29 protein-coding genes and 2 riboswitches are annotated in these 25,561 nt (G+C 65.4%); of the genes, 11 read left to right on the forward strand and 18 right to left on the reverse strand.

Features of this window, described 5'->3' with window-relative positions:
• Positions 1-55: 55 nt before the first annotated feature.
• The 9 genes from gcvH to TQ38_RS10295 all read right to left on the reverse strand — a co-directional run bounded on the left by gcvH (position 56) and on the right by TQ38_RS10295 (position 7,530).
• Entirely contained in the window at positions 56-427 is a 372-nt protein-coding gene (gene gcvH / locus TQ38_RS10255; protein ID WP_043972900.1) for a glycine cleavage system protein GcvH, read from the reverse strand.
• Positions 428-438: 11 nt separating this feature from the next.
• On the reverse strand, positions 439-1,596 hold the full coding sequence (gene gcvT, locus TQ38_RS10260; RefSeq protein WP_043972898.1) for a glycine cleavage system aminomethyltransferase GcvT: 1,158 nt from the start codon (positions 1,594-1,596) through the stop codon (positions 439-441).
• 36 nt (positions 1,597-1,632) lie between these two features.
• Positions 1,633-1,754: riboswitch (glycine riboswitch) on the reverse strand.
• A gap of 1 nt (position 1,755) precedes the next feature.
• A riboswitch (glycine riboswitch) is annotated at positions 1,756-1,865 on the reverse strand.
• A 231-nt stretch (positions 1,866-2,096) separates the two neighbouring features.
• Entirely contained in the window at positions 2,097-2,771 is a 675-nt protein-coding gene (locus TQ38_RS10265; RefSeq protein ID WP_043972896.1) for an NAD(P)H-binding protein, read from the reverse strand.
• A 10-nt stretch (positions 2,772-2,781) separates the two neighbouring features.
• Complete coding sequence (locus TQ38_RS10270) at positions 2,782-3,942, reverse strand: deoxyguanosinetriphosphate triphosphohydrolase (protein ID WP_043972895.1); 1,161 nt, start codon at positions 3,940-3,942, stop codon at positions 2,782-2,784.
• A gap of 39 nt (positions 3,943-3,981) precedes the next feature.
• On the reverse strand, positions 3,982-4,299 hold the full coding sequence (locus tag TQ38_RS10275) for a hypothetical protein (protein ID WP_043972893.1): 318 nt from the start codon (positions 4,297-4,299) through the stop codon (positions 3,982-3,984).
• Between the two features lie 56 nt (positions 4,300-4,355).
• Positions 4,356-5,786 (reverse strand): NAD(P)(+) transhydrogenase (Re/Si-specific) subunit beta, encoded by a 1,431-nt coding sequence (locus TQ38_RS10280; RefSeq protein ID WP_043972890.1) that lies wholly within the window; start codon positions 5,784-5,786, stop codon positions 4,356-4,358.
• Positions 5,786-6,091: an NAD(P) transhydrogenase subunit alpha gene (locus TQ38_RS10285; protein ID WP_043972886.1), complete on the reverse strand. Its 306-nt coding sequence runs from the start codon at positions 6,089-6,091 to the stop codon at positions 5,786-5,788. Before TQ38_RS10285 ends, TQ38_RS10280 begins: the two co-directional genes overlap by 1 nt.
• 158 nt (positions 6,092-6,249) lie before the next feature.
• Positions 6,250-7,389 (reverse strand): NAD(P) transhydrogenase subunit alpha, encoded by a 1,140-nt coding sequence (locus TQ38_RS10290; protein WP_043972883.1) that lies wholly within the window; start codon positions 7,387-7,389, stop codon positions 6,250-6,252.
• A 15-nt stretch (positions 7,390-7,404) separates the two neighbouring features.
• On the reverse strand, positions 7,405-7,530 hold the full coding sequence (locus TQ38_RS10295; RefSeq protein ID WP_082057580.1) for an aa3-type cytochrome c oxidase subunit IV: 126 nt from the start codon (positions 7,528-7,530) through the stop codon (positions 7,405-7,407).
• A 193-nt stretch (positions 7,531-7,723) separates the two neighbouring features.
• Between TQ38_RS10295 and TQ38_RS10300 the strand changes: the two genes are divergently transcribed.
• Positions 7,724-9,148 (forward strand): sigma-54 dependent transcriptional regulator, encoded by a 1,425-nt coding sequence (locus TQ38_RS10300; protein WP_043972880.1) that lies wholly within the window; start codon positions 7,724-7,726, stop codon positions 9,146-9,148.
• Positions 9,149-9,202: 54 nt separating this feature from the next.
• Here the strand turns inward: TQ38_RS10300 and TQ38_RS10305 are convergent, their stop codons facing one another.
• The 3 genes from TQ38_RS10305 to TQ38_RS10315 form a co-directional block, all read right to left on the reverse strand.
• The gene (locus tag TQ38_RS10305; protein ID WP_043972877.1) at positions 9,203-9,559 is read right to left on the reverse strand and encodes a hypothetical protein; all 357 of its coding nucleotides are present in this window, start codon (positions 9,557-9,559) and stop codon (positions 9,203-9,205) included.
• A 209-nt stretch (positions 9,560-9,768) separates the two neighbouring features.
• Complete coding sequence (gene folP, locus TQ38_RS10310; RefSeq protein ID WP_043972875.1) at positions 9,769-10,881, reverse strand: dihydropteroate synthase; 1,113 nt, start codon at positions 10,879-10,881, stop codon at positions 9,769-9,771.
• Between the two features lie 68 nt (positions 10,882-10,949).
• On the reverse strand, positions 10,950-12,083 hold the full coding sequence (locus TQ38_RS10315; RefSeq protein ID WP_043972873.1) for a site-specific DNA-methyltransferase: 1,134 nt from the start codon (positions 12,081-12,083) through the stop codon (positions 10,950-10,952).
• A 352-nt stretch (positions 12,084-12,435) separates the two neighbouring features.
• Here TQ38_RS10315 and TQ38_RS30570 point away from each other — a divergent pair, with 352 nt between their 5' ends.
• Positions 12,436-12,597 (forward strand): hypothetical protein, encoded by a 162-nt coding sequence (locus tag TQ38_RS30570; RefSeq protein ID WP_205316023.1) that lies wholly within the window; start codon positions 12,436-12,438, stop codon positions 12,595-12,597.
• A gap of 1 nt (position 12,598) precedes the next feature.
• On the opposite strand, the gene TQ38_RS10320 is transcribed toward TQ38_RS30570, so the two are convergent.
• Positions 12,599-13,231 carry a ribonuclease HII gene (locus TQ38_RS10320; RefSeq protein ID WP_043972871.1) on the reverse strand — a complete coding sequence of 211 codons (633 nt, stop codon included), beginning with the start codon at positions 13,229-13,231 and terminating at the stop codon, positions 12,599-12,601.
• On the opposite strand from TQ38_RS10320, the gene TQ38_RS10325 reads away from it, so the two are divergent.
• From TQ38_RS10325 to TQ38_RS10355, 7 genes are all read left to right on the forward strand, one after another.
• A complete protein-coding gene (locus TQ38_RS10325; protein WP_043972869.1) occupies positions 13,230-14,405 on the forward strand; it encodes a PQQ-dependent sugar dehydrogenase in 1,176 nt (391 codons plus the stop codon). The genes TQ38_RS10320 and TQ38_RS10325 overlap by 2 nt on opposite strands.
• Before the next feature lie 39 nt (positions 14,406-14,444).
• On the forward strand, positions 14,445-14,969 hold the full coding sequence (locus TQ38_RS10330) for a GNAT family N-acetyltransferase (protein WP_043972866.1): 525 nt from the start codon (positions 14,445-14,447) through the stop codon (positions 14,967-14,969).
• 73 nt (positions 14,970-15,042) lie between these two features.
• Positions 15,043-15,591, forward strand: a complete 549-nt coding sequence (locus tag TQ38_RS10335; RefSeq protein WP_043972864.1) for a DUF1285 domain-containing protein — start codon at positions 15,043-15,045, stop codon at positions 15,589-15,591.
• Complete coding sequence (locus TQ38_RS10340) at positions 15,588-16,193, forward strand: CoA pyrophosphatase (RefSeq protein ID WP_043972862.1); 606 nt, start codon at positions 15,588-15,590, stop codon at positions 16,191-16,193. Before TQ38_RS10335 ends, TQ38_RS10340 begins: the two co-directional genes overlap by 4 nt.
• Positions 16,186-17,358, forward strand: coding sequence for a CCA tRNA nucleotidyltransferase (locus tag TQ38_RS10345; protein ID WP_043972861.1), 1,173 nt, complete (start codon positions 16,186-16,188; stop codon positions 17,356-17,358). The genes TQ38_RS10340 and TQ38_RS10345 overlap by 8 nt, the downstream gene beginning before the upstream one ends.
• Positions 17,355-17,987 (forward strand): TIGR02281 family clan AA aspartic protease, encoded by a 633-nt coding sequence (locus tag TQ38_RS10350; protein ID WP_043972859.1) that lies wholly within the window; start codon positions 17,355-17,357, stop codon positions 17,985-17,987. Before TQ38_RS10345 ends, TQ38_RS10350 begins: the two co-directional genes overlap by 4 nt.
• 42 nt (positions 17,988-18,029) lie before the next feature.
• Entirely contained in the window at positions 18,030-18,677 is a 648-nt protein-coding gene (locus TQ38_RS10355; RefSeq protein ID WP_043972857.1) for a TIGR02281 family clan AA aspartic protease, read from the forward strand.
• Between the two features lie 33 nt (positions 18,678-18,710).
• On the opposite strand, the gene parC is transcribed toward TQ38_RS10355, so the two are convergent.
• A complete protein-coding gene (gene parC / locus TQ38_RS10360) occupies positions 18,711-21,005 on the reverse strand; it encodes a DNA topoisomerase IV subunit A (RefSeq protein ID WP_043972856.1) in 2,295 nt (764 codons plus the stop codon).
• Positions 21,006-21,121: 116 nt separating this feature from the next.
• Here parC and TQ38_RS10365 point away from each other — a divergent pair, with 116 nt between their 5' ends.
• Positions 21,122-22,018, forward strand: coding sequence for a DUF4349 domain-containing protein (locus tag TQ38_RS10365; protein WP_043972854.1), 897 nt, complete (start codon positions 21,122-21,124; stop codon positions 22,016-22,018).
• A gap of 30 nt (positions 22,019-22,048) precedes the next feature.
• Here TQ38_RS10365 and TQ38_RS10370 read toward each other — a convergent pair whose 3' ends face one another.
• The 3 genes from TQ38_RS10370 to TQ38_RS10380 are packed head-to-tail and all read right to left on the reverse strand — an operon-like array spanning position 22,049 to position 24,568.
• The gene (locus TQ38_RS10370; RefSeq protein ID WP_043972852.1) at positions 22,049-22,381 is read right to left on the reverse strand and encodes a 2Fe-2S iron-sulfur cluster-binding protein; all 333 of its coding nucleotides are present in this window, start codon (positions 22,379-22,381) and stop codon (positions 22,049-22,051) included.
• Position 22,382: 1 nt separating this feature from the next.
• The gene (locus tag TQ38_RS10375) at positions 22,383-23,462 is read right to left on the reverse strand and encodes a cysteine desulfurase family protein (protein ID WP_043972851.1); all 1,080 of its coding nucleotides are present in this window, start codon (positions 23,460-23,462) and stop codon (positions 22,383-22,385) included.
• Positions 23,459-24,568 carry a cysteine desulfurase family protein gene (locus tag TQ38_RS10380; protein ID WP_043972849.1) on the reverse strand — a complete coding sequence of 370 codons (1,110 nt, stop codon included), beginning with the start codon at positions 24,566-24,568 and terminating at the stop codon, positions 23,459-23,461. Before TQ38_RS10380 ends, TQ38_RS10375 begins: the two co-directional genes overlap by 4 nt.
• A 68-nt stretch (positions 24,569-24,636) precedes the next feature.
• On the opposite strand from TQ38_RS10380, the gene TQ38_RS10385 reads away from it, so the two are divergent.
• Positions 24,637-25,293, forward strand: a complete 657-nt coding sequence (locus tag TQ38_RS10385; protein ID WP_043972847.1) for an alpha/beta hydrolase — start codon at positions 24,637-24,639, stop codon at positions 25,291-25,293.
• A 36-nt stretch (positions 25,294-25,329) separates the two neighbouring features.
• Here TQ38_RS10385 and TQ38_RS10390 read toward each other — a convergent pair whose 3' ends face one another.
• Entirely contained in the window at positions 25,330-25,542 is a 213-nt protein-coding gene (locus tag TQ38_RS10390) for a hypothetical protein (RefSeq protein WP_043972845.1), read from the reverse strand.
• Positions 25,543-25,561 lie beyond the last annotated feature (19 nt).

Genomic DNA, 25,561 nt, shown 5'->3' on the forward strand with positions numbered 1-25,561 from the left:
GCCTACGCGGGAATGACGAAGTGTGGTGAGCCGCAAGGGATGCGGCCCACAGCCATCACAGGCTTTCGACGAAGTTCTTGTAGGCGGCCTCATCCATCAGCGCGCCCAGTTCGGCGGCGTCGGAAAGGGTCACGCGGAACAGCCAGCCACCGGTTTCGGCCTGGGTGTTCACCAGTTCCGGTTCATCGGCGAGAGCGCCGTTCACTTCGGCGACAGTGCCCGACACCGGGGTGTAGACATCCGAGGCGGCCTTGACGGAATCGACCACCGAGACGGAATCGCCCTTGCCGACAGTGCTGCCCTCGGCGGGGAGTTCGACGAAGGTGATGTCTCCAAGCTGGCCCTGGGCATAATCGGTGATGCCGACAGTGCCGAGGTCGCCTTCGACTTCGATCCACTCATGATCTTCGGAAAAATAACGGGTCATGAAAAAGTTCCTCAGCGGTGATAGCGATGGGGGACGAAAGGCATCGCGGCGACTTTCGCGTCGAGCCGTTTGCCGCGCATTTCGATGGTAATGGCAGTGCCTTCTGCGACGAACGCCGCATCGACATAGGCCATGGCGATCGGATGCTGCAACGAAGGTGAGAAACCACCCGAAGTTACGATGCCAACTTCCTGATCTCCATTGAAAATCTTTGCGCCTTCCCGCGCAGCCATACGGCCTTCGAGGGTCAGGCCGATACGGCGGCGGGCGGTGCCATCAGTGAAATCGGCGATCACGCGCTCGGCCCCGGGGAAGCCGCCTTCGCTGCGGCGGCGCTTGTTGACCGCGAACTTCAGGTCGGCATCGACCGCGCTGGTTTCGGGCGAAAGATCGTGGCCGTACAGCGGCAGGCCGGCTTCCAGACGCAGCGAATCGCGTGCGCCAAGACCGATCGGCTTGACCTCAGGCTCACCGCAAAGCAGGCGGGCGATATCTTCGGCGGCTTCACCGGGAATCGAGATTTCAAACCCGTCCTCGCCGGTGTAGCCGGACCGGCTGATCCAGGCATCGACGCCGCCAAGGGTGAACTGGCCGCCCTTCATAAAGGTCAGCGCCGAGAGCGGATATTCGCCCTTGGCATGGCGTTCCAGCGCGGCGAAAGCCTTGGGGCCCTGCAGCGCCAGCAACGCGCTCTCGTCAAGGTGGTTGAGCGTGACTTCATCGGCCAGCAGTTCGCGCAAGGTGCCGATATCGTCCCACTTGGTCGCGCCGTTGACGACGAGGTAGAAGCCCGTCTTCCAGCGCGTGACCATGAGATCGTCGAGGATGCCGCCTTCTTCGTCCAGCAGCAGCGAGTAGCGCACCGCGCCCAGTTTCAGCGTCGAAAGGTCGATCGGCAGCGCCGTTTCGATGGCGGCTTCCAGATCGGCGGTGATGCCGTCTTCGCTGGAAATATAGACCTGGCCCATGTGGCTGACGTCGAACAGACCGGCATTCTCGCGGGTCCACAGGTGCTCGGCCATGATGCCCTCATACTGGACGGGCATCACGTAGCCGGCGAATTCGACCATGCGGCCGCCCTGCTCGCGGTGCCAGGCATCGAGGGGCAAGGTCAGCGGGGCAAGATCCTCCGCTTCGTCTTCATCAGGGGTAACAGGGTATTCGCTCAAGACACGACTCCGCGACTAGCATGGCACACCATTTCCGGTGCCCCCTCTGTCACGGAAACCTGAGAGCTTCCCCGGCGTCATCCCTTATGGGACAGGCCGGGTTACACCGTCGGCGGCCACGACCTTAAAGGCACGGGGCACTTTCCAGAGTATCGCTGTCGACGCCGCGCGGTCCTTTTGCCTGAGAGATTCCGGGGCGGTTGCTCCTTCGGCGCCTTGTCCCATCTGCCCATGAGGCGAATCGGCAAGGTCTCTCCCGCGCGTGTCAGCGAGTTGCCCAAGCCTTGGTGGAGCGCCCTGCGCAAGTCAACGCCCGGCTTGTGCAAGTGCGAGCTAATCCACGGGGTTGGGTGTTGGCGATGGGGCTTCGACAAGCTCAGCCTGAGCGGGACTAGGCGGCGTTTTGCCCTCCTTCACCGCTCATCCTGAGCGGGATTTGGGCGGCGTTTTCCCTCCTTCCCCGCTCATCCTGAGCTTGTCGAAGGATATCCGCCTTCCCCCTACTTCCGCGCAAACCGGCGCAAGGCGTCATGCTCCTGCACGAAACGGCCCTGCGCCTTCTCACGCGTGAGACCAAGGATCGCCCGGGCCACGTCCCGTGCCCGGATCGAGCGGAAGCGGCGCCATTGTCCATAGAGTATCAGGCGATCGGCGAGCGGGCCCAGTACCTGCCCTGCCCGTTCCAGCCCTCGCCGCTCCTCGCGCTGCCCGCGCAGCAGGCCGGGGCGCAGCATGTCGAGCCGGCGGAAGCCGAGCTTGCCCAGCGCCTCCTCCGTCTCGCCCTTGACGCTGAGGTAGAAGTTCTTCGCCCCCGTCCCGGCGCCGACCGAGGAGACGACGATCATATGCTCGATCCCGGCTTCGCGCGCGGCTTCGGCGCTGAAACGCACGAGGTCGTAGTCTATGGCGCGGAACTGCTCCTGGCTACCGGCGGCCTTGATCGTGGTGCCCAGCGCGCAGACCAGTACGTCGGCGCGCGCGGCCTTGATGAGCTGCGGCCAGTCGATCGGCTCGCCCACCAGCATTTCCATGCGCGCGCCCGGCGGCAGCACCGCCTCGCGCCGCCCGACGCCGATCACGCGTACGTCCTCGCGCCCGACGGCCTCGGCCATCAGCGCAGACCCGATCAGCCCGGTCGCCCCGACCAGACATATGCGAACAGCCCCCTGTTCCATTGTTCAGACCCTAGACATTGCTCAGGCCCTCGGGCGTGCGGCCGTAGATGTCGGCGTGACGGGCGATGGCGAAACGGTCGGTCATGCCGGCGATGTAGTCGGCGATGTGGCGGCTGCGGTCCGGCTCGAAGCGCGGCATGTTATCGATCCAGCTTTCCTCCATCAGCACCGGCTCCTGCGAGTAGGCGGCGTAGAGTTCGGCCAGCAGCGCGCGGGCGCGGCGGGCGGTTTCGAGCTGCTCCGGGTGGTAGTAGAGCTTGTCGTACATGAAGCGCTTGAAGGTGCGTTCGGCCTCGGCCATTTCCGGGGAGAAGGCGACGAGCGTGCGGCCTGCACGGCGCACTTCATCGACGCTGCCCACGCCGACGAGGTTGGCCTGGGTCTGCGCGACAAGATCGTTGACCATGACGCCGATCTGGCTGCGGATCAGCTCCGCCAGTTGCCGGTCGAGCGGGGCATCGGGATAGCGGCGCTCCACCTCGCCCCAGCGCGCGGCGATGAACGGCTGGGCCAGCAGTTCGTCGAGATCGAGGAAACCGGCGCGCAGGCCGTCGTCGATATCGTGATTGTCATAGGCGATGTCGTCGGACAGCGCCGCCACCTGCGCCTCCAGCGAGGCATGGGTGGTGAGGTCGAAATTGTACGCCGCGTCGAGTTCCTGCAGCGCCCAGGTCGGCTTGGCCACGGGGCCGTTGTGCTTGGCAAGGCCCTCCAGCGTCTCCCACGTCAGGTTCAGGCCGTCGTGCTCGCAGTAAGGGCTGTCGATGCGCATCAGCGTGCGCAAGGTGTGGGCGTTGTGGTCGAAGCCGCCGGCCTTGTGAAGCGCAGCGTCGAGCGCGTCCTCTCCGGCGTGGCCGAAGGGCGGGTGGCCGATGTCGTGGGCCAGCGCAAGGGCTTCGGTCAGGTCTTCGTCGAGGCGCAGGATACGGGCGATGACGCGGGCGATCTGCGCCACTTCCAGGCTGTGCGTCAGACGCACGCGGTAGTGATCGCCGTCCGGTGCGACGAAGACCTGGGTCTTGTAGCGCAGGCGGCGGAACGCGATCGAGTGGATGATACGGTCGCGGTCACGCTGGTAGGGGCTGCGGGCGCCCCGGGCGAGGCCGTTCTCAGTGGAAAATTCACGCCCGCGCGAACGGGCCGGATCGGAAGCATAAGGAGCTAGAGTCAAGCGCGCGGTCTCCGCGTGGGTGCGACGAGTTGCCCTGCCCTAGCGGGCAAATCCCGTTGTGCACAAGAGCGCCGAGGAAGCTGTCACCTTGGTGATGCGCGGATCGTCCATTCGCTCCACGGCTTTCACCACCCCGTGAAGCGAACGATGTTCCTCCTGAAGCGCGGCCAGCTTGCGCAGTTGCCCCAGCGAGAGGCGCTGCACGAGACGGCGGCCCATGCAGGCCGCGGCCTCGTCGGTCATGCCGGCTTCGGCGAAAGCTGTGCGCAGGCGCTGCTCGGCATACCAGTGCGTGCCGTACCACAGCGCGGCGGCAAGGACGGCGATCAGCACGGCGGCTGTGATGAGACGGGTCATGGAGGCGCCATAAGTCCGAAGGCCAGTCCGTGTCGAGCGGACTGGCCTCGCAAAACTCAGTCGGCCAGCGCCTTGTTGATATCCTCGACCATCTTCTTGGCATCGGCGAGGAGCATCATCGTCTGGTCCATGTAGAACACGTCGTTGTCGACGCCGGCATAGCCCTGACCGCCCATCGAGCGCTTGATGAAGAAGATCGTCTTCGCCTTGTCCACGTCGAACACCGGCATGCCGTAGATGGGCGAGGATTTGTCGGTCTTGGCGGCGGGGTTCACCACGTCGTTGGCGCCGATGATGAAGGCGACGTCGGCCTGCGCGAACTCGCCGTTGATGTCTTCCAGTTCGAAGACCTCGTCATAGGACACCTGCGCCTCGGCCAGCAGCACGTTCATGTGGCCGGGCATGCGGCCCGCAACCGGGTGGATCGCGTATTTCACGTTAACGCCGTGGGCCTTGAGCTGGTCGCCCATCTCGCGAAGGACGTGCTGGGCCTGCGCCACCGCCATGCCGTAGCCGGGGATGATGATGACGCTTTCCGCCTCTTTCATGAGGAAGGCCGCGTCTTCTGCCGAGCCGCGCTTCCACGGGCGCTGCTCTTTCGCTTCTCCACCGCCGGCACCGCCGCTCTCGGCGCCGAAACCGCCGGCGATGACGGAAATGAAGCTGCGGTTCATCGCCTTGCACATGATGTACGAAAGGATCGCGCCTGACGAGCCCACCAGCGCACCGGTGATGATCATCGCGGTATTGTGCAGCGTGAAGCCCATGGCCGCCGCCGCCCAGCCCGAATAGCTGTTGAGCATCGAGACGACCACCGGCATGTCGGCGCCGCCGATCGGGATGATGAGCAGGAAACCGATTGCGAACGCCAAGGCGACCAGCACCCAGAACAGCGGATTCTCACCCGGTCCCGCCGCGCCCGAATGGGCGAACAGCGCGGTCAGCACGATGATCGCGCCCAGCGTTGCAAGGTTGATGACGTGGCGGCCCGGCAGCATGATCGGCGAGCCGGACATGTTGCCGTTGAGCTTGGCGAAGGCGATCACCGAACCGGAGAAGGTAATCGCGCCGATCGCAGCGCCCAGCGCCATCTCCACGCGGCTGACGGGCAGGATGTTGCCGCCCGCGCCCAGAATGCCGAACGCTTCGGGGTTGAGGAACGCCGCGACCGCCACCAGCACTGCCGCCAGCCCGACCAGCGAGTGGAACGCGGCGACAAGCTGCGGCATGTCGGTCATCTTGATGCGCCGGGCGATCACGAAGCCGATGCCGCCGCCGATGGCGATGGCCGCAAGGATTTCAGGCAGGCTGGCGATCTCGTGCGTCACCAGCGTGGTGACCACGGCGATGCCCATGCCGATCATGCCGTAACGGTTGCCCTTGCGGCTCGTCGCCGGAGAGGACAGCCCGCGCAGCGCAAGGATGAAGCAGATGCCGGCGACGAGATACAGGACGGCGACCCAGGGGTTTACGGCATGGGTGTCCATCAGTGCTTGCCTCCCTTGGGCGCAGATTTATCCTTCTTCTTGTACATGGCCAGCATCCGCTCGGTCACGGCGAAGCCGCCGAAGATGTTGACGCTGGCCAGCACCACCGCGCCGAGGCCAAGCCACTTGGCGGCAGGGCTGCCGGCAGCCGCACTCGCCACCAGAGCGCCGACCACGATGACCGAGGAGATCGCGTTGGTGACGGCCATCAGCGGCGTATGCAGCGCCGGAGTGACGGACCACACGACGTAATAGCCCACGAAGCAGGCCATCACGAAGATCGAGAGGATCGAGACGAAATCCATTCACAAGCTCCGGTCAGATCCTCCCCCCTCGGGGGAGATGGCAGCGCAAAGCGCCGGCGGAGGGGGCGCGGCCGTGCACGAGGCTACGATCGACTGCGCTACGGCATTGGCATTGGTCCCCCGCCCCCAGTCGGGGAGGGTTCGAAAAAGGCAGTGGCTCAACCGAGCAATCTGGCGTTCACAACGTGCCCGCCCCTGGTCAACCGCACCGAGTCGCCGATTTCCTCGTCGAGAACCGGGCCGCCGTGCTCCTTGTCCCAGAACGCCGAGACGAAGTTGAACAGGTTGCGCGAATAGAGCGCCGAGGTGTCAGCCGGCAGGTGCGCCGGCGTGTTCGAGTAGCCGATGATCTTCACCCCGTGGCGCAGGGTAACCTGATCCGCCACGCAGCCTTCGACATTGCCGCCCTGGGGCGCTGCCAAATCGAAGATCACGCTGCCCGGCTTCATCGTCGCGATCTGCGCGTCGGTGATGAGGCGCGGCGCAGCGCGGCCGGGGATCAGCGCGGTGGTGATGACGATATCCTGCTTGGCGATATGGCTGGAAACCAGATCCGCCTGCGCGCGCTGGTATTCCTCGCTCATTTCGGTGGCATAGCCGCCCGAACCTTCGCCTTCGATGCCCGCCACGTTCTCGACGAAGATCGGCTTGGCACCCAGCGACTGGATCTGCTCCTTCGTCGCCGAGCGCACGTCCGTGGCCGATACCTGCGCGCCCAGACGCCGGGCGGTGGCAATGGCCTGAAGCCCCGCGACGCCCACGCCCATGACGAAGCACTTGGCCGCGCTGACCGTGCCGGCGGCCGTCATCATCATCGGAAAAGCACGGCCATAGGCGCTCGCAGCCGCGAGGACCGCCTTGTAGCCGGACAAGTTGGACTGGCTGGAGAGCACGTCCATCGACTGCGCGCGGGTGATGCGCGGCATGAACTCCATCGCCAGCGCTTCCAGCCCGGCAGCGGCATAGGCGTCGATCCGCGCGCGCTGGGCGAACGGGTCGAGAATCGCGACGACCCAGGCACCCGGCTTCACGCCCGCAAGCAGCTCCGGCTCCGGCCCCTGCACCGCGAACACGATGTCGGCGCCTGCCAGAACGACCTGCAACGGGCCGACTTCCGCCCCGGCAGCGCGGTAGTCATCGTCGGAAATGCTGGCGGCAATGCCGGCCCCGCTCTCCACTGCGACAACGGCGCCCAGCGCGGTCAGTTTCCTGACCGTCTCCGGGCTGGCCGAAACGCGGGTTTCTCCCGAAGCGCGCTCCTTGAGGACCGCGATCCGCTGCTCCTGCGGTGCAGGCAAGTCAGCGGCCCCGGATCAGGACGAAATAAGAGCGACGACGCCCGCGACCACCACGATGCAGAAAATCGTGCCCCAGGTCGCGGCCTTGATGAAGCCGTTGTAGGTTTCCGTGGCGGCTTTGATGTCGTTGCCCGAAGCCATGTAATTTATCCCCTGTCCGTTTGACTTTGCTTGCCCCCGCTCTAGCCGCGCCGGAGCGCCTGCTCAAGCAAAGATGGCTAACCCTGCCTGAAGGAACAGGTCGGCTGGCCCCAAGCTCAGGCTTAATCCGCTATTTACCGGTTTGCCTTAAGTCTGCTTGCTCAAACCGTGAAGGCGAAGCAAAGCAGCGACAATGGCGGAACTCGATCAACGCCTCCTCATGCTCATCGACGATGAACCGGCGCAAAGCCGGCTCATCTCCGCGCTGGCGTCGCGCGAAGGATGGCGCACCCTCATCGTACGCGACGCCGAGACGGCGATTGCGACGCTGGGCACGCGCCAGGGCATGCAGCTTTCGGCCATCGTGCTGGACCAATGGGTGCCAGGCGACGACGCCTGCGCGCTGATCGCAGAGCTGAAATCCCGCCGTCCGGCCCTGCCGATCCTGATGCTGACCGCCAGCACCTCGCCGCTCCTGGCAGTCGAGGCGATGCGCGCGGGCGCTACCGATTACCTCGTCAAACCGGTCGCCCCGGACCGTCTGATGCACGCCCTGCGCGCCGCCACGACTCGCGAAGCCCCGCGCGACGAACTCGCGCCGCTGACCGAGAAGATGACCGCCAACCCCGATTTCGAATCGATGATCGGTGCATCGCCCAATTTCCGCAAGGCGCTGGCCGTGGCCGCCAAGGCCGCACGCGGACACTCGCCGGTGCTGATCGAGGGTGAAAGCGGTTCGGGCAAGGAAATGCTGATCCGGGCTATGCATGCGGCCAGTCCGCGTACCCGCCTGCCGCTGCGCATCGTCAATGTCGGCGGGATGCCAGCCAATTCCATCGAATCCACCTTGTTCGGCCACGAAAAAGGCGCCTTCCCCGGTGCTTTCGATCGCCAGATCGGCGCACTCCAGCACTGCGACGGCGCCACCCTCGCGCTCGACGAGATCGACAGCCTGCCGCTCTCGGTCCAGGAACGCCTGCTCGAAGCCGTGCGCAAAGGCGATTGCCGGCCGATCGGCGCGCGCCATTCGTTCCGGGTCGACGTGCGTATCATCGCCGCCAGCAACCTGCCGCTTGCCGACATGGTGAGCCAAGGCCACTTCATGCCCGAACTGCTGGAGGCGCTATCGGCCACGAAGGTCCACTTGCCGGCCCTGCGTGAGCGGACCGGCGACCTGCCTGCCCTCACTCGCTATTTTCTGGCCCGCATCGGCGAGCAACCGGGCCTTCGCGAACTGGGCGTGACCGACGGCGCGCTTTCGCTGCTGGCCGCTTACGACTGGCCGGGCAACGTTCGCCAGCTTCAGGCCGTGCTGTTCCGAGCGGCCGTATTCTGCGACGGCGATGCTCTGACCGCAGAAGATTTTCCACAGCTTCTCAACATCATTGGCACAGGTGCATCCACAGTCGCCGGCAACCCGATGCAGGAAAGCTCCGGGGTCATGCTCTACACGCCCGACGGCCACCTGCGCCCACTGGAAGAAATCGAGGCAGACGTGATCCGTCTCGCCATCGGCCTGTACCGCGGCCGCATGACCGAAGTGGCCCGCCGCCTCGGCATCGGCCGCTCAACCCTCTATCGCAAGCTGAGCGAACTGGGCATCGACAACGCCGCCTGAGCCAAAAAAAGGGCCGGAAAAACCGGCCCTTTTCAATCAGTTCATGCTGAAACCTTACATGCCCTCGATATAGACGCTCGGCACGCGGTAGCCCTTCTTGGCCATGGCCTTCACGTAAGTGCCGCGTTCGTGACGCAGTTCAGAACCATATTCCTCCCAGGCGTCGCGCTGGTCTTCGATATCGCTGGCACCGCGAAGGTCGCTCGTCAGCTCCTTCTGAGTCTCGTTCACATTGGCGCGGTAGTTGAACCAGTACTTGGTTTGGATGCCGCCGATGGGCGACTGGATGATGCGGTCTTCCTCGGCGCGGGCGACGCGTTCCTCGTACATCGCCGGCACAACGGCGATGGCGACGGTGGGAATGGCGGTGGCGGCCAGAACGGCGGCGGCGATGATCTTGGTCTGCTTCATGGGTGAATCCCCTCTTCGCTTTCCAGTGCCAGGCGGGATTGCCTTGGCGGTTCGATAGCAAAACGGGCATCGGGATAAATGGTCGCAGCGCCGTGGACGAACCGGGCGCGAGACGGGACGTGGCGGTGTTGTGTGCGCTGGATCACACAATTACGCTGCTGCCGTTCATCGAACGGAAAGCCGGGGTTCACCCGGCGTCCAGATTTGTATCAGCCGGGCAGCTGGGAAAAGTCGGTTAGCGCCGCATCGCGCAGACCTCGCCACACGCGCACGGCCTGCACCGTCTCGGGCACATCGTGAACACGCAGGATGTGCGCGCCTGCCTCCATGGCCTTGAGCGCCAGCGCCACGGAACCGCCGAGCCGCTGGTGCGCGGGCGCCTCGTTCGACAGCGCGCCGATCATGCGCTTGCGGCTGACACCCACCAGCAGCGGCTGACCCAGCGCGTGGAACAAAGGCAGCGCATTGAACAACGCCAGGTTCTGCGCCAGCGTCAGGCCAAAGCCGAAACCCGGGTCGAGAATTATCCGTGTCGCTGCGATGCCAGCGGCGATGGCCGCATCGCGGCGAGCCTCCAGCCAGTCGAATATGCCCAGCACCACGTCGTCATAAGTTGCGGCCGAATGCAGGTCGTCGGCCTTGCCGGGCGCATGCATCAGCACCACCGGTGCCCCGCTGTCAGCAGCAAGGCCCAGGCTGCGCGGGTCGTAGCGCAGCGCCGAAACGTCGTTGATGATATGCGCGCCCGCCGCAAGGCCCGCTTCCATCACTGCGGGTCGCCGCGTGTCGAGGCTGATCGCGGCGCCCATGGCGGCGAGCTTTTCCACCATCGGCAGCACACGCTTGATCTCGTCGCCTTCCCACACCGCACCGGCGCCGGGGCGGGTGGATTCCCCGCCCACGTCGATGATTGCCGCCCCCGCCTCCAGCATGGCAGATGCGTGGGCCGAGGCTTCCCCGGCGTCGTCAAGGAACTGCCCGCCATCGGAAAAACTGTCAGGCGTCATGTTGAGGATGCCCATGACCTGCGGCTGTTCGAGCCGGATCGTGCGGGCGCCGCACTGGATCGCGGGGTGCACCTTGCGCAAGTTCGCCCACTGCGTTTCCGCCGCTGCCCCAAGGTCTGCCGGCAAGGCGCCCAGTGCAGAGGGTAGCTGCGACGCCGAAACCCGTGTCCGCGACACCACGCGCCCGTCTTCGCGCACGATCAGCGCAAAGCGGCTGGCCCAGACCATTGCCCCGCCCAGACGCACTGCGTCGCCCTCCTCGGTCTGCGGGCTATCGGCGAGGGCAATCGGGCGGATGTAGAGCTTGCGGGTCATGGCGCGGCCTTAGCGTCTCTCGCACGCATGCTGAACTGGTTTTGAAAGCAAGGGCGCCCTTGCCGCTGTCACGGCTCCGTGGCGAGGAGGTACAACTGGCGGATCGCATCGAGCGGCTTGACCACGCCTTCATGCTCCAGATGCCAGAAGGTCCAGCCGTTGCACGAAGGCGCATCCTGCACCGCCGAGCCGACACCGTGGATCGAGCCGGTCAGGTCACCCGTTGCCAGCGAGCCATCGGCGCGCACGGTGGCAACGAAGCGGCGCTTCTTGTCCCAGATCTGAGTGCCTGGTTCGATCCAGCCGGTTTCCACCAGCGTGCCGAACGCGACCTTGGGCGCGGAGCGCTTCGACTGCATGGTCTTGAGCGCGCTTTCGTCCAGCGGCAGCGCCATCTCGATACGCTCGATCGCGGCGTCGCGGTAATCGCTCTCGCGCTCGCAGCCGATCCACTCACGGCCCAGGCGCTTGGCTACGGCGCCGGTGGTGCCGGTGCCGAAGAACGGGTCGAGCACGACGTCGCCCTTGTTGGTCGTCGCCAGCATCACACGGTAAAGCAGCGCCTCGGGCTTCTGCGTCGGGTGGACCTTGCGGCCGTCCTTCTTGAGACGCTCGGCGCCGTTGCAGATCGGCAGCACCCAGTCCGAGCGCATCTGCAACTCGTCGTTCAGGGTCTTCATCGCGCGGTAGTTGAAGGTGTACTTCGACTTCTCGCCCATGCTCGCCCAGATCAGTGTCTCATGTGCATTGGTGAAGCGGGTGCCCTTGAAGTTCGGCATCGGGTTGGCCTTGCGCCACACGATGTCGTTCAGGATCCAGAATCCCATGTCCTGCATGATCGCGCCAAGGCGGAAGATGTTGTGATACGACCCAATCACCCAAAGCGAGCCTTCCGGCTTCAGTACCCGGCGCGCCTCGGTCAACCATTCGCGGGTGAACTGGTCGTACGTCGCGAAGCTGGCGAACTTGTCCCAGTCGTTGGTCACGGCATCGACGTGGCTGCCGTCCGGGCGCGAAAGGTCGCCGCCCAGCTGCAGGTTGTACGGCGGATCGGCGAACACCATGTCGACGCTGGCGTCGGGAATGGTGCGCATCGCCTCGATGCAATCGCCGGGAATGATGTGGCCGAGCGGAAGCAGTTCCTTCGGGGTCGGCGCCGGTGCGCGTGCCCGAATCCGTTCCTTGACCAGTATCTGCCCCATGACCGCTCCGAATAAGAATAACTGTGGATATGCCCCTAGGGTGAGTCATTCGGGACTCTGCGTCAAGCCGCGACTCGTAGAGATTCCTTGTGATTCAGGTGTTCAGCGCGCGGAACAAAAGGAATCCGACACAACATGTCGAGTCAGGATGAATCGTCCAGACTCAAGATGTGGTGGGTGTGGCCTATGCGACTCGTGGATAACTTTTTGTCGAGTCGCGACCTCTGAACAACGCCATCAGTTGCATTATGCGCAACTTCAATCGACTTGGTTGCATTTGCAGCAAGTGGCCCGGCAATCCAGATAGAGTGCAATGCTGCGATGCAGCAATCCTCTCTTCTCAAGGTCTGCCATGTTTTCCGTGATCTCGCTCTACTTCTCCTATCGCCGCGAAACCCTGCTTGCAGAGCGCTACGTCGCTGGCCTGACGGAAACCCCCGCCGCCACCGCCGCGCAGGTCACTGCAGAGGCGCCTGAGCAGCCCGTGGCAGAGCACATCAAGCTCGCCGCCTGATCTAGACCAGCAGTTCCAACTGGGCGACCGGCGCGAAGCTGCGCCGATGATGCGGGGTCGCCCCGTGCAGCCGCAGCGCCGCCAGGTGCTGGGCCGTGCCGTAACCCGCATTGCGTTCCCAGCCATAGTGCGGATGCGCCAGCGCCAGATCGCGCATGATCCGGTCGCGGTGTTCCTTGGCGATGATCGAGGCGGCTGAGATACACGGCTCGATCGCATCCCCGCCCACGATCGCGCGCGCATTCCAGCGCCATTCCATGCGGCGTCCGAACGGCGTCATGTTACCGTCCACCAGCACTTCGCCCGGCTCCTCGCCGATGACTTCGCAAAGCGCCTGAACCGCGCGGGTCATCGCCAGCATCGTCGCCCCGAAGATGTTGAGACGGTCGATCTCCTCTACATCGACCACCCCCACCGCCCAGCGGCACCGCCGCTTGATTACGGTTTCCAGTTCGCCCCGGCGCTTGCCCGACAGCTTCTTGGAATCATCCAGCCCGGACGGTCGCGGCTTGCACAGCACCACGGCACCGGCCACAACCGGTCCTGCCAGCGGCCCACGGCCTGCCTCGTCGACACCGATGACTAGGCTGCCCTTAAGGGAACCCGACACTTCGCTGGGCATTGGAGTGGCCATGAACGCAAGAAATCTCCTCACCGCCCTATCGCCTCTCGCAGTAACCCTCGCAAGCTGCAGCAGCGCGGCGACCGGGGAAAATACCGGCGGCAAGCCTTTCGCGGCCGAAACCTACGCCCAGTTCGACGAGCCTTGGGCCATGGCCTTCGACGAAGGCACCGGCACCTTGTTCGTCACCGAGCGCAAGGGCACCATCCGGTTCATGACGCCCGACCGCAAGATCGGCGAAGTCAGCGGCGTGCCCAAGGTCGATTACGGCGGCCAGGGCGGGCTGGGCGATATCCTGTTCGCCCCCGGCCAGAAAGGCGCAAAACTCGATCGCCGCACGGTCTATATCAGCTGGGTCGAAGCGGGCGGCGGCGACACGCGCGGCGCGGTGGTCGGCAAGGCGGAACTCGTTTGCCCGGGCCCCCTGAAATGCCACTTGGACGGTCTTAAGGTGATCTGGCGCCAGCAGCCCAAGGTAACCGGACGCGGCCACTTCTCGCACCGCCTCGCCTTCTCGCCCGATGGCAAGTACCTGTTCGTCAGCTCGGGCGAGCGGCAGAAGTTCACCCCTGCGCAGGACCTCAAGGTCAATCTCGGCAAGATCGTGCGGCTACTGCCCGATGGCACCCCCGCCCCAAGCAATCCCTTCGCCGACAAGCCTTCGCCCACCAACCAGATCTGGTCCTACGGCCACCGCAACGTCCTGGGCCTCGCCTTCGACGAACAGGGGCGGCTATGGGATCTCGAACACGGGCCCGCCGGCGGCGATGAACTGAACCTCGTCAAGCCGGGCACCAACTACGGGTGGCCGCTGGTGTCGGACGGCGATCACTACGACGGCAAGCCGATCCCTCGCAATTCCACCCGCCCCGACCTTGCGGCGCCCGCGATCAGCTGGAACCCGGTAATCGCGCCCGGCGATTTCATCTTCTACACTGGCGACAAGTTCCCTGCATGGAAGGGTCAGGCCCTGATAACCGGCCTCGTCGCCACTGGCCTTGTTCGCGTCAGCATCAACGGCGAGAAGGCGACCGAAGAAGCGCGCTATCCCATGGACAACCGCATCCGCGATATAAGCCAGGGCCCGGACGGCACGATCTGGCTGATCGAAGACGGCGAAGGGACCGGCAGCGGTCACCTGCTGCATCTCACCCCCGCAGCGACAGCGGCAAAATCGGCGAATTGAATCGACATTGGCGCGCTGCCAACCTATCGGGCGCGCGCCATGACCGCATCTGAAACAGCCACCGTGATCCCGCTCGACAATGTCGATCCGGCCCTCGTCGAAGCCCTGCTCGACAGCGCTTTCGAGCCCGATCGCCACAAGCGTACCGCCTACAAGGTACGCGAAGGCACCGACTGGCTGCCGGGCCTGAGCTTCGCCGTGCTCGACGCGGAGGAGATGATGGTCGGCTCGATCCAGTGCTGGCCGGTTGCTTTGAACGATCCCACGGGCCGCGCCCATCCGATGATCATGGTCGGCCCGGTCGCCGTCATGCCCGAACATCAGGGGTCGGGGTACGGCCAGGCGCTGGTAGCCGCCGTCATCGCCGGTATCGACGAGCGCGCACCGCTGCCGCAGGTCATGATCGGCGATCCTGAGTATTACGGCCGCTTCTGGGGCTTTTCCAACGAGCGCACCGGCGGCTGGGACCTTCCCGGCCCCTTCGAAAAGCACCGCCTGCTGGTGCGCTGCGCCAACCCGGCCGTCCTGCCGGAAACCGGCATGCTGGGGCCGTGGTTGCGGTAAACCGAAGCCTCGCGCCGCCGCTTGGTACAATGTCGGGCTTGGCGCGGGAAGGCCGATCTGGCATCGCCGGACCATGCCCTACGAACCGCCTCCCGAACTCGCCGGCCTCTCGCTAGGCGAAGTGGCCGAACTGGTGGCAGCCCGCAAGCTGCCCCCGGTCGACCAATGGTCGCCGCCAGAACAGGGCGACAGCGAAATGCGCATCGCCGCCGATGGCCGCTGGTTTCACCAGGACGGTGAAATCCGCCGCCCCGCCATGGTCCGCGCCTTCGCCTCGCTGCTGCTGTGCGACGAGACGGGCCAGCACTGGCTGGTCACCCCCACGCAGAAACTGTTGATCGAGGTCGAGGACGCCGCCTTCATCGCCATCGACGTGAAGCGCGAAGGCGATAAACTGGCCTTCCGCCTGAACAGCGACGATCTGGTCATCGCCGGGCCAGAGCATCCGATAAGCGCTGAGGGCGATCCGGATACGCCTGCGCTTTATCTTGCGGTAAGGCACGGGGCACGGGCCAGACTCAATCGTAGCACTTACGCGCAACTTGTTGAAATCGCCATTGAACAGAGCGACGAACTTGCCGTCAGCAGCAACGGCGCCCGCTTCCCGCTGATCCCGGCATGAGCGCACTGTTCGACGACGTCTCGCGCCGGTTCGCGGCAGGCCATGCAGCCGCTCCGCCCGATATGTGGACCGACCCGCGCATCCACGACATCGAGCATTTCACCCCGGCAGCGGTCCTCATCGCCATTACCGAGCGTGAGCGTCCCGGCATTCTGCTGCTGCACCGCCCCTCGACGATGCGCGCCCATCCGGGCCAGATCGCCTTCCCCGGCGGGCGCATCGATGCGGGCGAGAGCCCTGTCCAGGCGGCCCTGCGCGAAGCCAACGAGGAACTGGGCATCCGCAGCGAAGACGTGCGCGTGATCGGCTCCAGCGACCTTTACCGAACCGGCAGCGGCTATGAGATCACTCCGGTCGTCGCGGTGATCCGGGCCGATATCGACATCCACCCCAACCCGGCCGAAGTGGCGCAATGGTTTGAGGTGCCGGTCGATTTCGTGCTGAACCCGGCCAACCAACACACCCGCATGCTGGACTACGAAGACCGCAAGATCAGCTTCGTGGAGATCATCTGGAACGATACGCGCCAGGACCACATCATCTGGGGCGTCACCGGCGCGATCCTGCACAACTTGGCGAACCGGCTGAACTGGCATGACTGATACCCTGGACGCCCCCTGGATGCACCGCGAGGACATCGCCGGACTGGTCGCCGCGCTGGGCCATGACAACGTCCGCTACGTTGGCGGCGCCGTGCGCGACACCTTGCTCGGACTGTCGGTCAAGGACATCGACATGGCGACCGTACTGCACCCGCAGGCGGTAATCGAACGGCTGACGGCGGCGGGCATCCGCAGCGTCCCCACCGGCATCGAGCACGGGACCGTCACAGCGGTCCTGCCCGGCGGCCCGGTCGAGATCACCACCCTGCGCCATGACGTGTCCACGGACGGCCGCCGCGCCACCGTCGCCTTTGCCCAGGACTGGCGCGAGGATGCGGCGCGGCGCGATTTCACGATCAACGCGCTTTACGCCGACCCGCTCACCGGCGAACTCTTCGACTGGTTTGGCGGCCGCGAAGACCTCGAAGCCCGCCGCGTCCGCTTCATCGGCGATGCCCGCCAGCGCATCCGCGAGGACCACTTGCGCATCCTGCGCTACTTTCGCTTTCAGGCCCGCTTCGGCGGCTCCCCCGCTGACGAAGAAGCGGAAAGCGCCTGCGCCGAGTTGGCCGCGACGCTCAAGGGCCTCTCCCGCGAGCGGGTCGGCATGGAGACGATGAACCTGCTCGGCCTGCCCGACCCGGCGCCAACCGTGCGCCGCATGGCAGAACTTGGCGTGCTGGCGGTGATCCTGCCCGAAGCCGACCCCGAAAGCCTTGCCGCGCTGGTGGCCGCAGAAACCGCGCAGGGCCACGCGCCCGATCCGGTCCGCCGCCTTGCCGCCCTGCTCCCGGCGCAGCCCGCGCTGGCCGAGCAGGTCGCCGCCCGCTTCCGTCTCTCCGCCGCCCATAAGAAGCGGCTGTCGCTGGCGGCAGCGCGTGATGGCGCACCCGGCGATGCCCGCGCCCTCGCCTATCGCCTGGGCCGCGAATCCGCGCTCGACCGGCTGCTGATCGCCGGTGCGGACGCGGCCGCGCTGAACGGCTGGGACATCCCGCAACTGCCGCTCAAGGGCGGGCAGATCGTAGCGCGAGGAACCACCGCCGGTCCCGAAGTCGCGCGCATCCTGCAAGAGGTCAAGGACGCCTGGATCGAGGAGGGCTTCCCCGATGAAGTTCGCGTCGAGGCGCTGCTGGACGCCGTTCTGGCGGCGCGCCCGGCATGAACCTTGCCGAGTTGGGCGGATTCCTGTTCGACCAGCCCTTGCTCACGCTGACGATCGCGGCGATCCTGCTGGCGGTGACTGCGGGCATGATCGCCGCATCGCGTCCGCGCCTGGGCCAAGTGATGCGAAACGCCGCCTACCTTGGCCTCGTCGCTGCACTGCTGCTGACGGTGGCGCAGCTTGCCGGCCATAATGGGCGCTCGGAAGCGGCGCTCTGGCTCGATCGCACCCGCCCCGCCGAAATCGTCGGCAAGGAAACCGTGATCGCCATGCGCGCCGACGGGCATTTCTGGGTCGAGGCCCTGCTCAACGGCGAGCCCGTCGATTTCCTGATCGACACCGGCGCCACTTTTACCGGCGTCTCGAAGCGCGTGGCCCAGCGCGTCGGGCTTCGGCCCGATGAGGACGACGAGGGCGTCCTGCTGGATACCGCCAACGGCACCATCGTCGCGCAGATGGCATCGGCGAATTCGCTGCGCTTTGGCGGAATCGAGGCCAATACCCTGCCCGTCGCCATCGGCCCGGACGGCGAGGTAGACACCAACGTCATCGGCATGAACCTGCTCTCGCAGCTGGCATCCTGGCGGGTGGAAGGCAGCCGCCTGATCCTGGTGCCGAAAGGGCGGTGACAGTCAGCCTTGCGAAAGCTGCAATGTGCTAGGGTCACACATATGGACCTTTCGCAAATCTTCGGCTTCCTTGCCGGACAGCCCCTGCTTGCACTCGCCTGCGTCGGCATTGCCGTAAGCATGCTGGGCGGGCTTCTGCGCGGCCCGGCTCCGCTGCTGGGCGGTTTCGTACGCGGGGTGGGCAATCTCGGCCTGCTCGCCGCGATGCTGCTGACGATCGCGCAGGTCACCCGGCTGACCACCGGCGCCGACTTTGCATTCCCGCAACTTGGCCTGACCCGTCAGAGCGTGGAAGGCGGCGAAACGCGCGTGCCGATGAATTCCGACGGCCACTTCTGGATCACCGCGACGGTGAACGGGGTAAAACGCGATTTTCTCGTCGATACAGGCGCCACGCTCACCGCGATTTCGCCCGCGACCGCGCAGGCAGCGGACCTGAAAGCCAATCCGCTCAACCGCTCGGTGCTGATGCGCACCGCCAATGGGACCATCGAGGCAAAGCTGGCGACGATCGACGAACTGCGCATCGGCAACGTGGTCGCCCGCGAACTCGACGCGGTGGTCGCACCGGGCATGGGCGATACCAACGTCATCGGCATGAACGTGCTGTCGCGCCTCGCCAGTTGGCGGGTGGAAGGCCGGACGCTGATCCTGGTGCCCCATCACCCGCAGGCGGTAGAAGAGACCTGAGGGCGGTGGCCCCGGATCAGGTCCGCCGCGCTCTTACCCCTGGAACTTGTTGTCGCGCGGGAAGCCCACGGGCGGCAAACGCCCCGCCGCGCCGCGCGCCACTTTCCAGAGCGTCATGTCCTTTTCGGTACGGGTACGGGCGCTTTCGCCGCCCATCGTCCATGACAGCCCGTCATCCAGCCTGAGCGTGATGACATCCGACATGCCGCCGTCGCGGTATCGCTGCAGGGTGACGCCCTGGCCCTTGGCCATGACCGGCAGTTCCTCAAGACTGAAGATCACCAGCTTGCGGTTGTCGCCCACCACCGCGACGTGGTCGTGCTCGGCCGGGATCTCGCGCACGGTGACAAGGGTGACGCCCGGCTTGGTCGACATCACCGCGCGGCCCTTGCGGGTTTCGGCGAGCAGTTCGTCCATTTCGGCCGCGAAGCCGCGCCCGATGTTCGAGGCCAGCAGGAGCTGGGCCTTGGGCTTGTAGACCATGGCCGCGACGATATGGGCTTCGGTGTCGATATCGACCATCGTTCGGATCGGTTCGCCAAAGCCGCGCGCGCCCGGCAGCTTGTCGGCGCCCAGCGTGTAGAAGCGGCCGTTGTCGAGCGCGATCAGCACCTTGTCGGTGGTCTGTGCGTGGAAGGCATAGCCGGGGCCGTCGCCTTCCTTGAACTTGACATCGCCGTCCAGGGGCACGTGCCCGCGCGCGGCCTTGATCCAGCCCCTGGCCGAGAGGATCACAGTCACCGGCTCCTTCTCGATCATCGCGTCCATGCTGAATTCCACGGTCCTGGTCGCCTGCGCGATCGTGGTGCGGCGGCGGCCGAGCAGCGTGTCCTCGGCGTAATCCTTGCGCAAGTTGGCAAGATCGCGCTTGATCCGGGTGCGCTGGCGGGCCGGACTTTCGAGCAGCTTGACCAGTTCCTCCTGCTCTTTCAGCAGTTCGGCGTGCTCCTTGCGAAGCTCCATTTCCTCCAGCTTGCGCAAGGAGCGCAGGCGCATGTTGAGGATGGCTTCGGCCTGACGGTCGGTCAGTTCAAACTCGGCCATCATCACCACCTTCGGCTCATCCTCGGTGCGGATGATCTCGATGATCCGGTCGAGATTGAGGTAGGCGATGATATAGCCGGAAACCAGTTCCAGCCGGGCGGCGATCTTTTCGAGCCGGTGGTTGGTACGGCGCAGCAGGATGTCGATCTGGCTGTAGACCCACTCCTGAAGCAGAAGTTTCAGCCCCAGAACACCCGGCGTCCTGTGCGAATCCAATACGTTGAGGTTGAGACTGAACCTGCTTTCGAGGTCGGTCAGCCGGTACAGGCTTTCCTTCAGCAGCTCAGGGTCGACATTGCGGCTCTTGGGAACGAGGACAAGGCGGATTTCCTCGTCGCTTTCGTCGCGCACGTCTTCCAGGATCGGCAGCTTGCGGTCGCCGATCAGGGCCGCGATCTGTTCGATCAGCTTGCCCTTCTGGAGCATGTACGGAATTTCGGTGACGACGAGCTGCCACTGGCCTGCCCCCAGCTTCTCTATGCCGGTATCTTCCCACGAACCGTCCGCGTTGCGTCCGGTGGAGAAACGCCCGCGCACGCGGAAACCGCCCTTGCCGGTCGCATAGGCGTGGCTGATCGCCTCCGGGCTATCGACCACGAGGCCGCCGGTCGCGAAGTCAGGGCCATGGAACACTTCCATCAGCTGCGGATGCTCGACATGGGGATTGTCGATCAGCAAGAGCGTCGCGTCGATGATCTCGGCGACGTTGTGGCTGGGGATCGAGGTCGCCATGCCCACCGCGATGCCCACGGCGCCGTTGGCCAGCAGATTGGGGAACATGCCGGGAAAGATTTCCGGCTCGTGTTCCTCACCATTGTAGGTGGGGATCAGTTCCACGGTGCCTTCGTCCAGCCCGGACATGAGCTGGATCGCGGTTTTCGTCAGGCGCGCTTCGGTGTAACGATAGGCGGCGGCGTTATCGCCGTCGATGTTGCCGAAGTTGCCCTGCCCCTGCACCAGCGGATAGCGCAGCGAGAAATCCTGCGCGAGGCGGACCATCGCGTCGTAAACCGAGGCGTCGCCATGCGGGTGATACTTACCGATCACGTCACCGACGACTCGCGCGGATTTCTTATAGGCATTGCCCGGATCGAGCTTGAGCTGGCGCATCGCCCACAGCAGGCGGCGGTGTACCGGCTTCAACCCGTCGCGAAGATCGGGCAGCGAGCGCGCCGTGATCGTCGACAGCGCATAGACGAGATAACGCTCCGACAGCGCCGCATCGAAGGGCGCGTCGACGATGGCGTCGAACGGATCGGAGTCTTCGTCTGTCTTGGTCACCATGGTGGCCGGACCCTAGCAGGGCACCCGGCCATGCCAAGCCGCTTTAGGCCGTTTTCCAGAGGTTCAAGCTGGGATAGCGTCGCCAGCGAATCACACCGCATGCGAGGGAGACGACAATGCACCGCTCAAAGATTTCCGCGGGATTGCTGGCGCTTGCTCTTGCCGGGTGCGGAAGCGCGCCTGCACCCGATGCGGCGGGGCCGGAAACCACCGTCGACATCCGCGAGGAAGCTCCGGCCACGGTGAAGGCGCAAAGTGCCGGGGAGGCAAAGCAGGGGGAGGCCAAGCCGGGCGAGGCCATCGCGGTCAGCGCAGCCAATGGCCCCCGAATCGCCTACGTCTACGAATACGGCTATCGACTGGCGGCCGAACGTATTCCCGAGGTGCAGCGAAGCCAGGCGGACTTGTGCGAGAAGCAGGGCCCGCAGGTGTGCCGCATCCTGGATATGAAGCAGAACGGATCGGAAGGGCGTTACGCCGCTGGATCGCTGGCGCTGGCAGTCGCCGCGCCGCGCGCCCGTGCTTTCGGCGCGCAGCTGGGCAAGCTGGCCGGAAACGCGGGAGGGACGCAAGTTTCCAGCGCGATCTCCGGTGAGGACCTGTCAAAGCAGATCGTCGATACCGAAGCCCGCCTGCGCGCCCGCTCGGTGCTGCGCGATCGGCTGATGGAAGTGCTCGCCACGCGCAAGGGCACCGTGGCCGAACTGGTCGAGGCCGAACGCGGCGTGGCGCAGGTGAACGAGGAAATCGACGAGGCGCGCAGTTGGCTGACGGAAATGCAGGGCCGCGTGAATTTCAGCCGGGTGAACCTGAGCTATGAAGCCGGCTCGCCCAGCGAAGGCGGATTCCTGTCGCCCATCCGCAGCGCTATGGGGAACGTGAGCACGGTGCTTGGCACGATCTTCGCGGTCGTCATCATGCTCTTGGCCGTCGCGGTTCCGCTTGGACTGATCGGCTTCGCGATCCGCTGGGCGATCCTGAGCTGGAGGAAGCGCTTGGGCGCCAAGGACTGAGCGGACCGGCGGGTTCGCCCGCCGGTTTCTTCAGCCGATCTGCATATCCCGCACCACGCCGGGGATGCGGACTGCGAGCCCATCCAATGCCTCGGTCAGTTCGATCTGGCAGGAAAGGCGGCTGGTGCGGCCCACTCCTGCGGCGAGGTCCAGCATGTCCTCCTCCTCGTTCGAGGCGGGGGGCAACTTGTCGAACCAGTCGGGCGAGACGATGACGTGGCAGGTGGAGCAGGCCATCTGCCCCTCACACGTCCCTTCAAGCGGCATGCCCGCGTTCTGGCCCACTTCAAGCAGCCGGGATCCCGGCTCGGCCTGCGCCGAAACTCTGGATCCGTCGACGGTAACGAACATCACGTTAACCAAGTCATACTCCCTGCACCGCAGCGGCGGCTTCGATTTTGGCGCAGGCATCCTCAAGTTCCCGGACCTGAGTATATCTCCCAAATCCCAGACGGATAGAGGCTTTGGCCTGCCTGTCCGAAAGACCCAAGGCCCGCAGGACGTGACTCGGCCTGCCGGACCCGCTTGCACAGGCCGATCCTGCGGAAAAAGCGAGGTCCCGCAACTCTGACATTAGACGGGCCACGTCGAGGCCATCGAGGCGCAGGTTGAGGTTGCCGTGCCAGCGCCGCGCCGCTGAACCATTCAGCTCCCAGCGCGAAAGGATCGTGCGTGCACGCTGCCACAGAGCGGCGACATGGGCGGCATCCTCGTCCATCCGGTCCAGGGCAAGTGCCGCTGCGGCGCCGAACCCGGCACACAGCATCGGGCTGAGCGTGCCGGAACGCAGCCCCTGCTCCTGCCCGCCGCCCCGGATCAGCGGCGCAAGGTCAAGCCCATCCCGCAACCACAGGGCGCCGATGCCCTTGGGGCCATAGAGCTTGTGGGCGCTCACCGCGATGAGGTCGGCATTGGCTGGCGGGGAGATCTTGCCAGCGGCCTGAACCGCGTCGCACAGAAACAGCGCCCCGGCGGCGTGCGCGCGCTCGGCCAGAACCTCCACCGGCTGAACCGTGCCGATCTCGTTGTTCACCTGCATGACGGCAACGAGGCCAGTGCGGGGAGCAATCGGCGCATCGCCATCCACCAATCCTCCGGCATCGACCGGCAAGATCGCAAAGGCAGGATCGAGTGCCACCGCTGTATCTAGCACGGCGGCATGCTCGATTGCGGAAACCGCCAACTTGCGCGCGCCGCTGCCCACGATGGCGAGATTGATCGCCTCCGTCGCGCCCGACGTGAAGATCACCCGCCCGCCCGGCGGCATGAGCCTGGCGACCTGAGCGCGCGCCACTTCCACCGCCGCCGCAGCGCCGCGACCGGGGCGATGCAGGCTATGGGGGTTCGCGAAACCGCTGGTTTCCGGTCCGCCAAGCCATGGCAGCATGGCTTCACGCGCTTCGGGCGCGAGCGGCGTGGTCGCCTGATAGTCAAGGTAGATCATGCGTTTACCTTGGCCCATGCATCGGCAAAGGCGTCAAGGTCCTGCGGCGTCGTGCTCCAGCCCATGGAGACGCGCACGGTTCTTTTCGCCAGATCCGCATCGATGCCAAAGCCCTGCAACACGCGGCTTTGCTTTAGCGTGCCGGAAGAACAGGCACTGCCCGCCGAGATCGCGAAGCCCAACCCGTCCATGCGGATCAGCATCGCCGTTGCGGACATTTTCGGCGCCGCGACGGCAAAGATGTGAGAGCACTGCACCCCCGGTTGCAGCACTTCCCCGTGCGCCTGCAGCCTGCTCCTGAAGCCCAACCGCTGCTCGGCGCTGGTTGCCCAGTTCTCGATGCCGCCTGCCTCCAGCGCAGCGGCGAAAGCCAGGACGGCCGGCAGGTTCTCGGTCCCGGCACGGTAGCCGCGCTCCTGCCCGCCGCTCGGCTCCAGCATGGCGAAATCGCGCACCAGCAGCGCGCCGATGCCGACCGGGCCGCCTAGCTTGTGAGCCGAAACGACTATCAGGTCCGCATCAGGCAAAGGCGCCTTTCCGGCCGACTGCGAACAGTCGGCAAGCAGCAACCCACCTGCCTCGCGGACCTGCGCCGCCACTGGGCTGGTTCCGCAAGGAAGCAGGACCGTGCCGGTCTCGGAGTTGATCGACTGCACCGCGGCCACCGCCCTGCCCGGCTGCGCCAGAGCATCGACCAGAGCGCGAAGGTCCACTTCCCCTTCGACCACCGGCAGCACTTCGGCATCGGGCGCCGCGCGGAACACCGCATCGTGCTCCACTGCCGAGACCAGTCGCCGCTGCGCTTTTGCCCGTCCCAGCCCGATCGCCAGCGCCTCGCTCGCGCCGGAGGTGAACAGCACTTCGCCCTCCCAGCCCAGCGCGGTCTTCACCCGTGCCCGCGCATCTTCCAGTGCGGCGCGGGCAGCGCGGCCCGGCGCGTGGGGGCTTGAGGGATTGGCCCAGATCGCCGCGCCTTCCAGCCAGGCCTCGCGCGCAGGAGCAAGCATCGGCGTAGTCGCGGCATGATCTAGATAAATGATAGGAACTGCCCTTACTTGCGAAGTTGTTTTCGGACGCAATGTTTCTATATAGCGAACCTTTCCCATTTCCACTCCCGCGATGCCCGGCGCTGCCGTGCGCGCGGGAGGTTCAACAAGTCAGGCCGCAAACAGACATGCCCGCAGTCATCTTTCCCGGTCCCGAAGGTCGTCTCGAAGGTCGTTTCCAGCCCGCTCCGCGTCCGCGCGCACCGGTGGCGATGATCCTCCATCCGCACCCGCAGGCGGGCGGCACGATGAACGACCGCATCACCCAGCACCTATACAAGACCTTCGTGGCACGCGGTTTCGCGGTGCTGCGCTTCAACTTTCGCGGCGTGGGCCGCAGCCAGGGCAGCTTCGACAACGGCATCGGCGAACTGTCAGACGCGGCGGCCGCGCTCGACTGGGTGCAGTCGATCCACCCCGAGGCTTCGACTACCTGGATCGCCGGCGTATCGTTCGGCGCGCTGATCGGCATGCAGCTGCTGATGCGCCGCCCCGAGATTCGCGGCTTCATCTCGGTCGCCCCGCCGGCCAACATGTACGACTTCAGCTTCCTGGCTCCCTGCCCCGCCTCGGGCATCATCATCCAGGGCACCGGCGATACGGTGGTCACGCCCAACGCCGTGCAGAAGCTGGTCGACAAGCTGCGCACGCAAAAGCACATCACCATCCATCATGATGAAATTCCGCGCGCCAACCACTTCTTCGAGAATGAAGTGCCGGACCTGATGAAGTCGGTCGACAACTACCTCGACATGCGCCTCGCGCCGGATTGCCCGATCAAGTAATCTGCCGGTCGATGGATCACAGCAGGCGTCGGAGCATCACTCCGGCGCCTGTTGCTTTTCAGCCTCGCCCGACAGGGAGCGGCCTTCGGGCGTCGGCAGGGTCCAGATGGCGATGTTCATCACCATCACTCCCGCCAGCACCAGCATCAGCACGGCCTGCTTGCGCTGCCCCCCGCGCCGAAACAGAACGAGAGCGCCCAGCACGAGCGCGATGACGGTGAGCACGAGAAGCGAAAGCGCGATGTTCATGGCGCCTTCCTAGCGCAGC

Origin of the sequence: Novosphingobium sp. P6W (assembly GCF_000876675.2) — a bacterium.
Lineage (GTDB): Bacteria > Pseudomonadota > Alphaproteobacteria > Sphingomonadales > Sphingomonadaceae > Novosphingobium.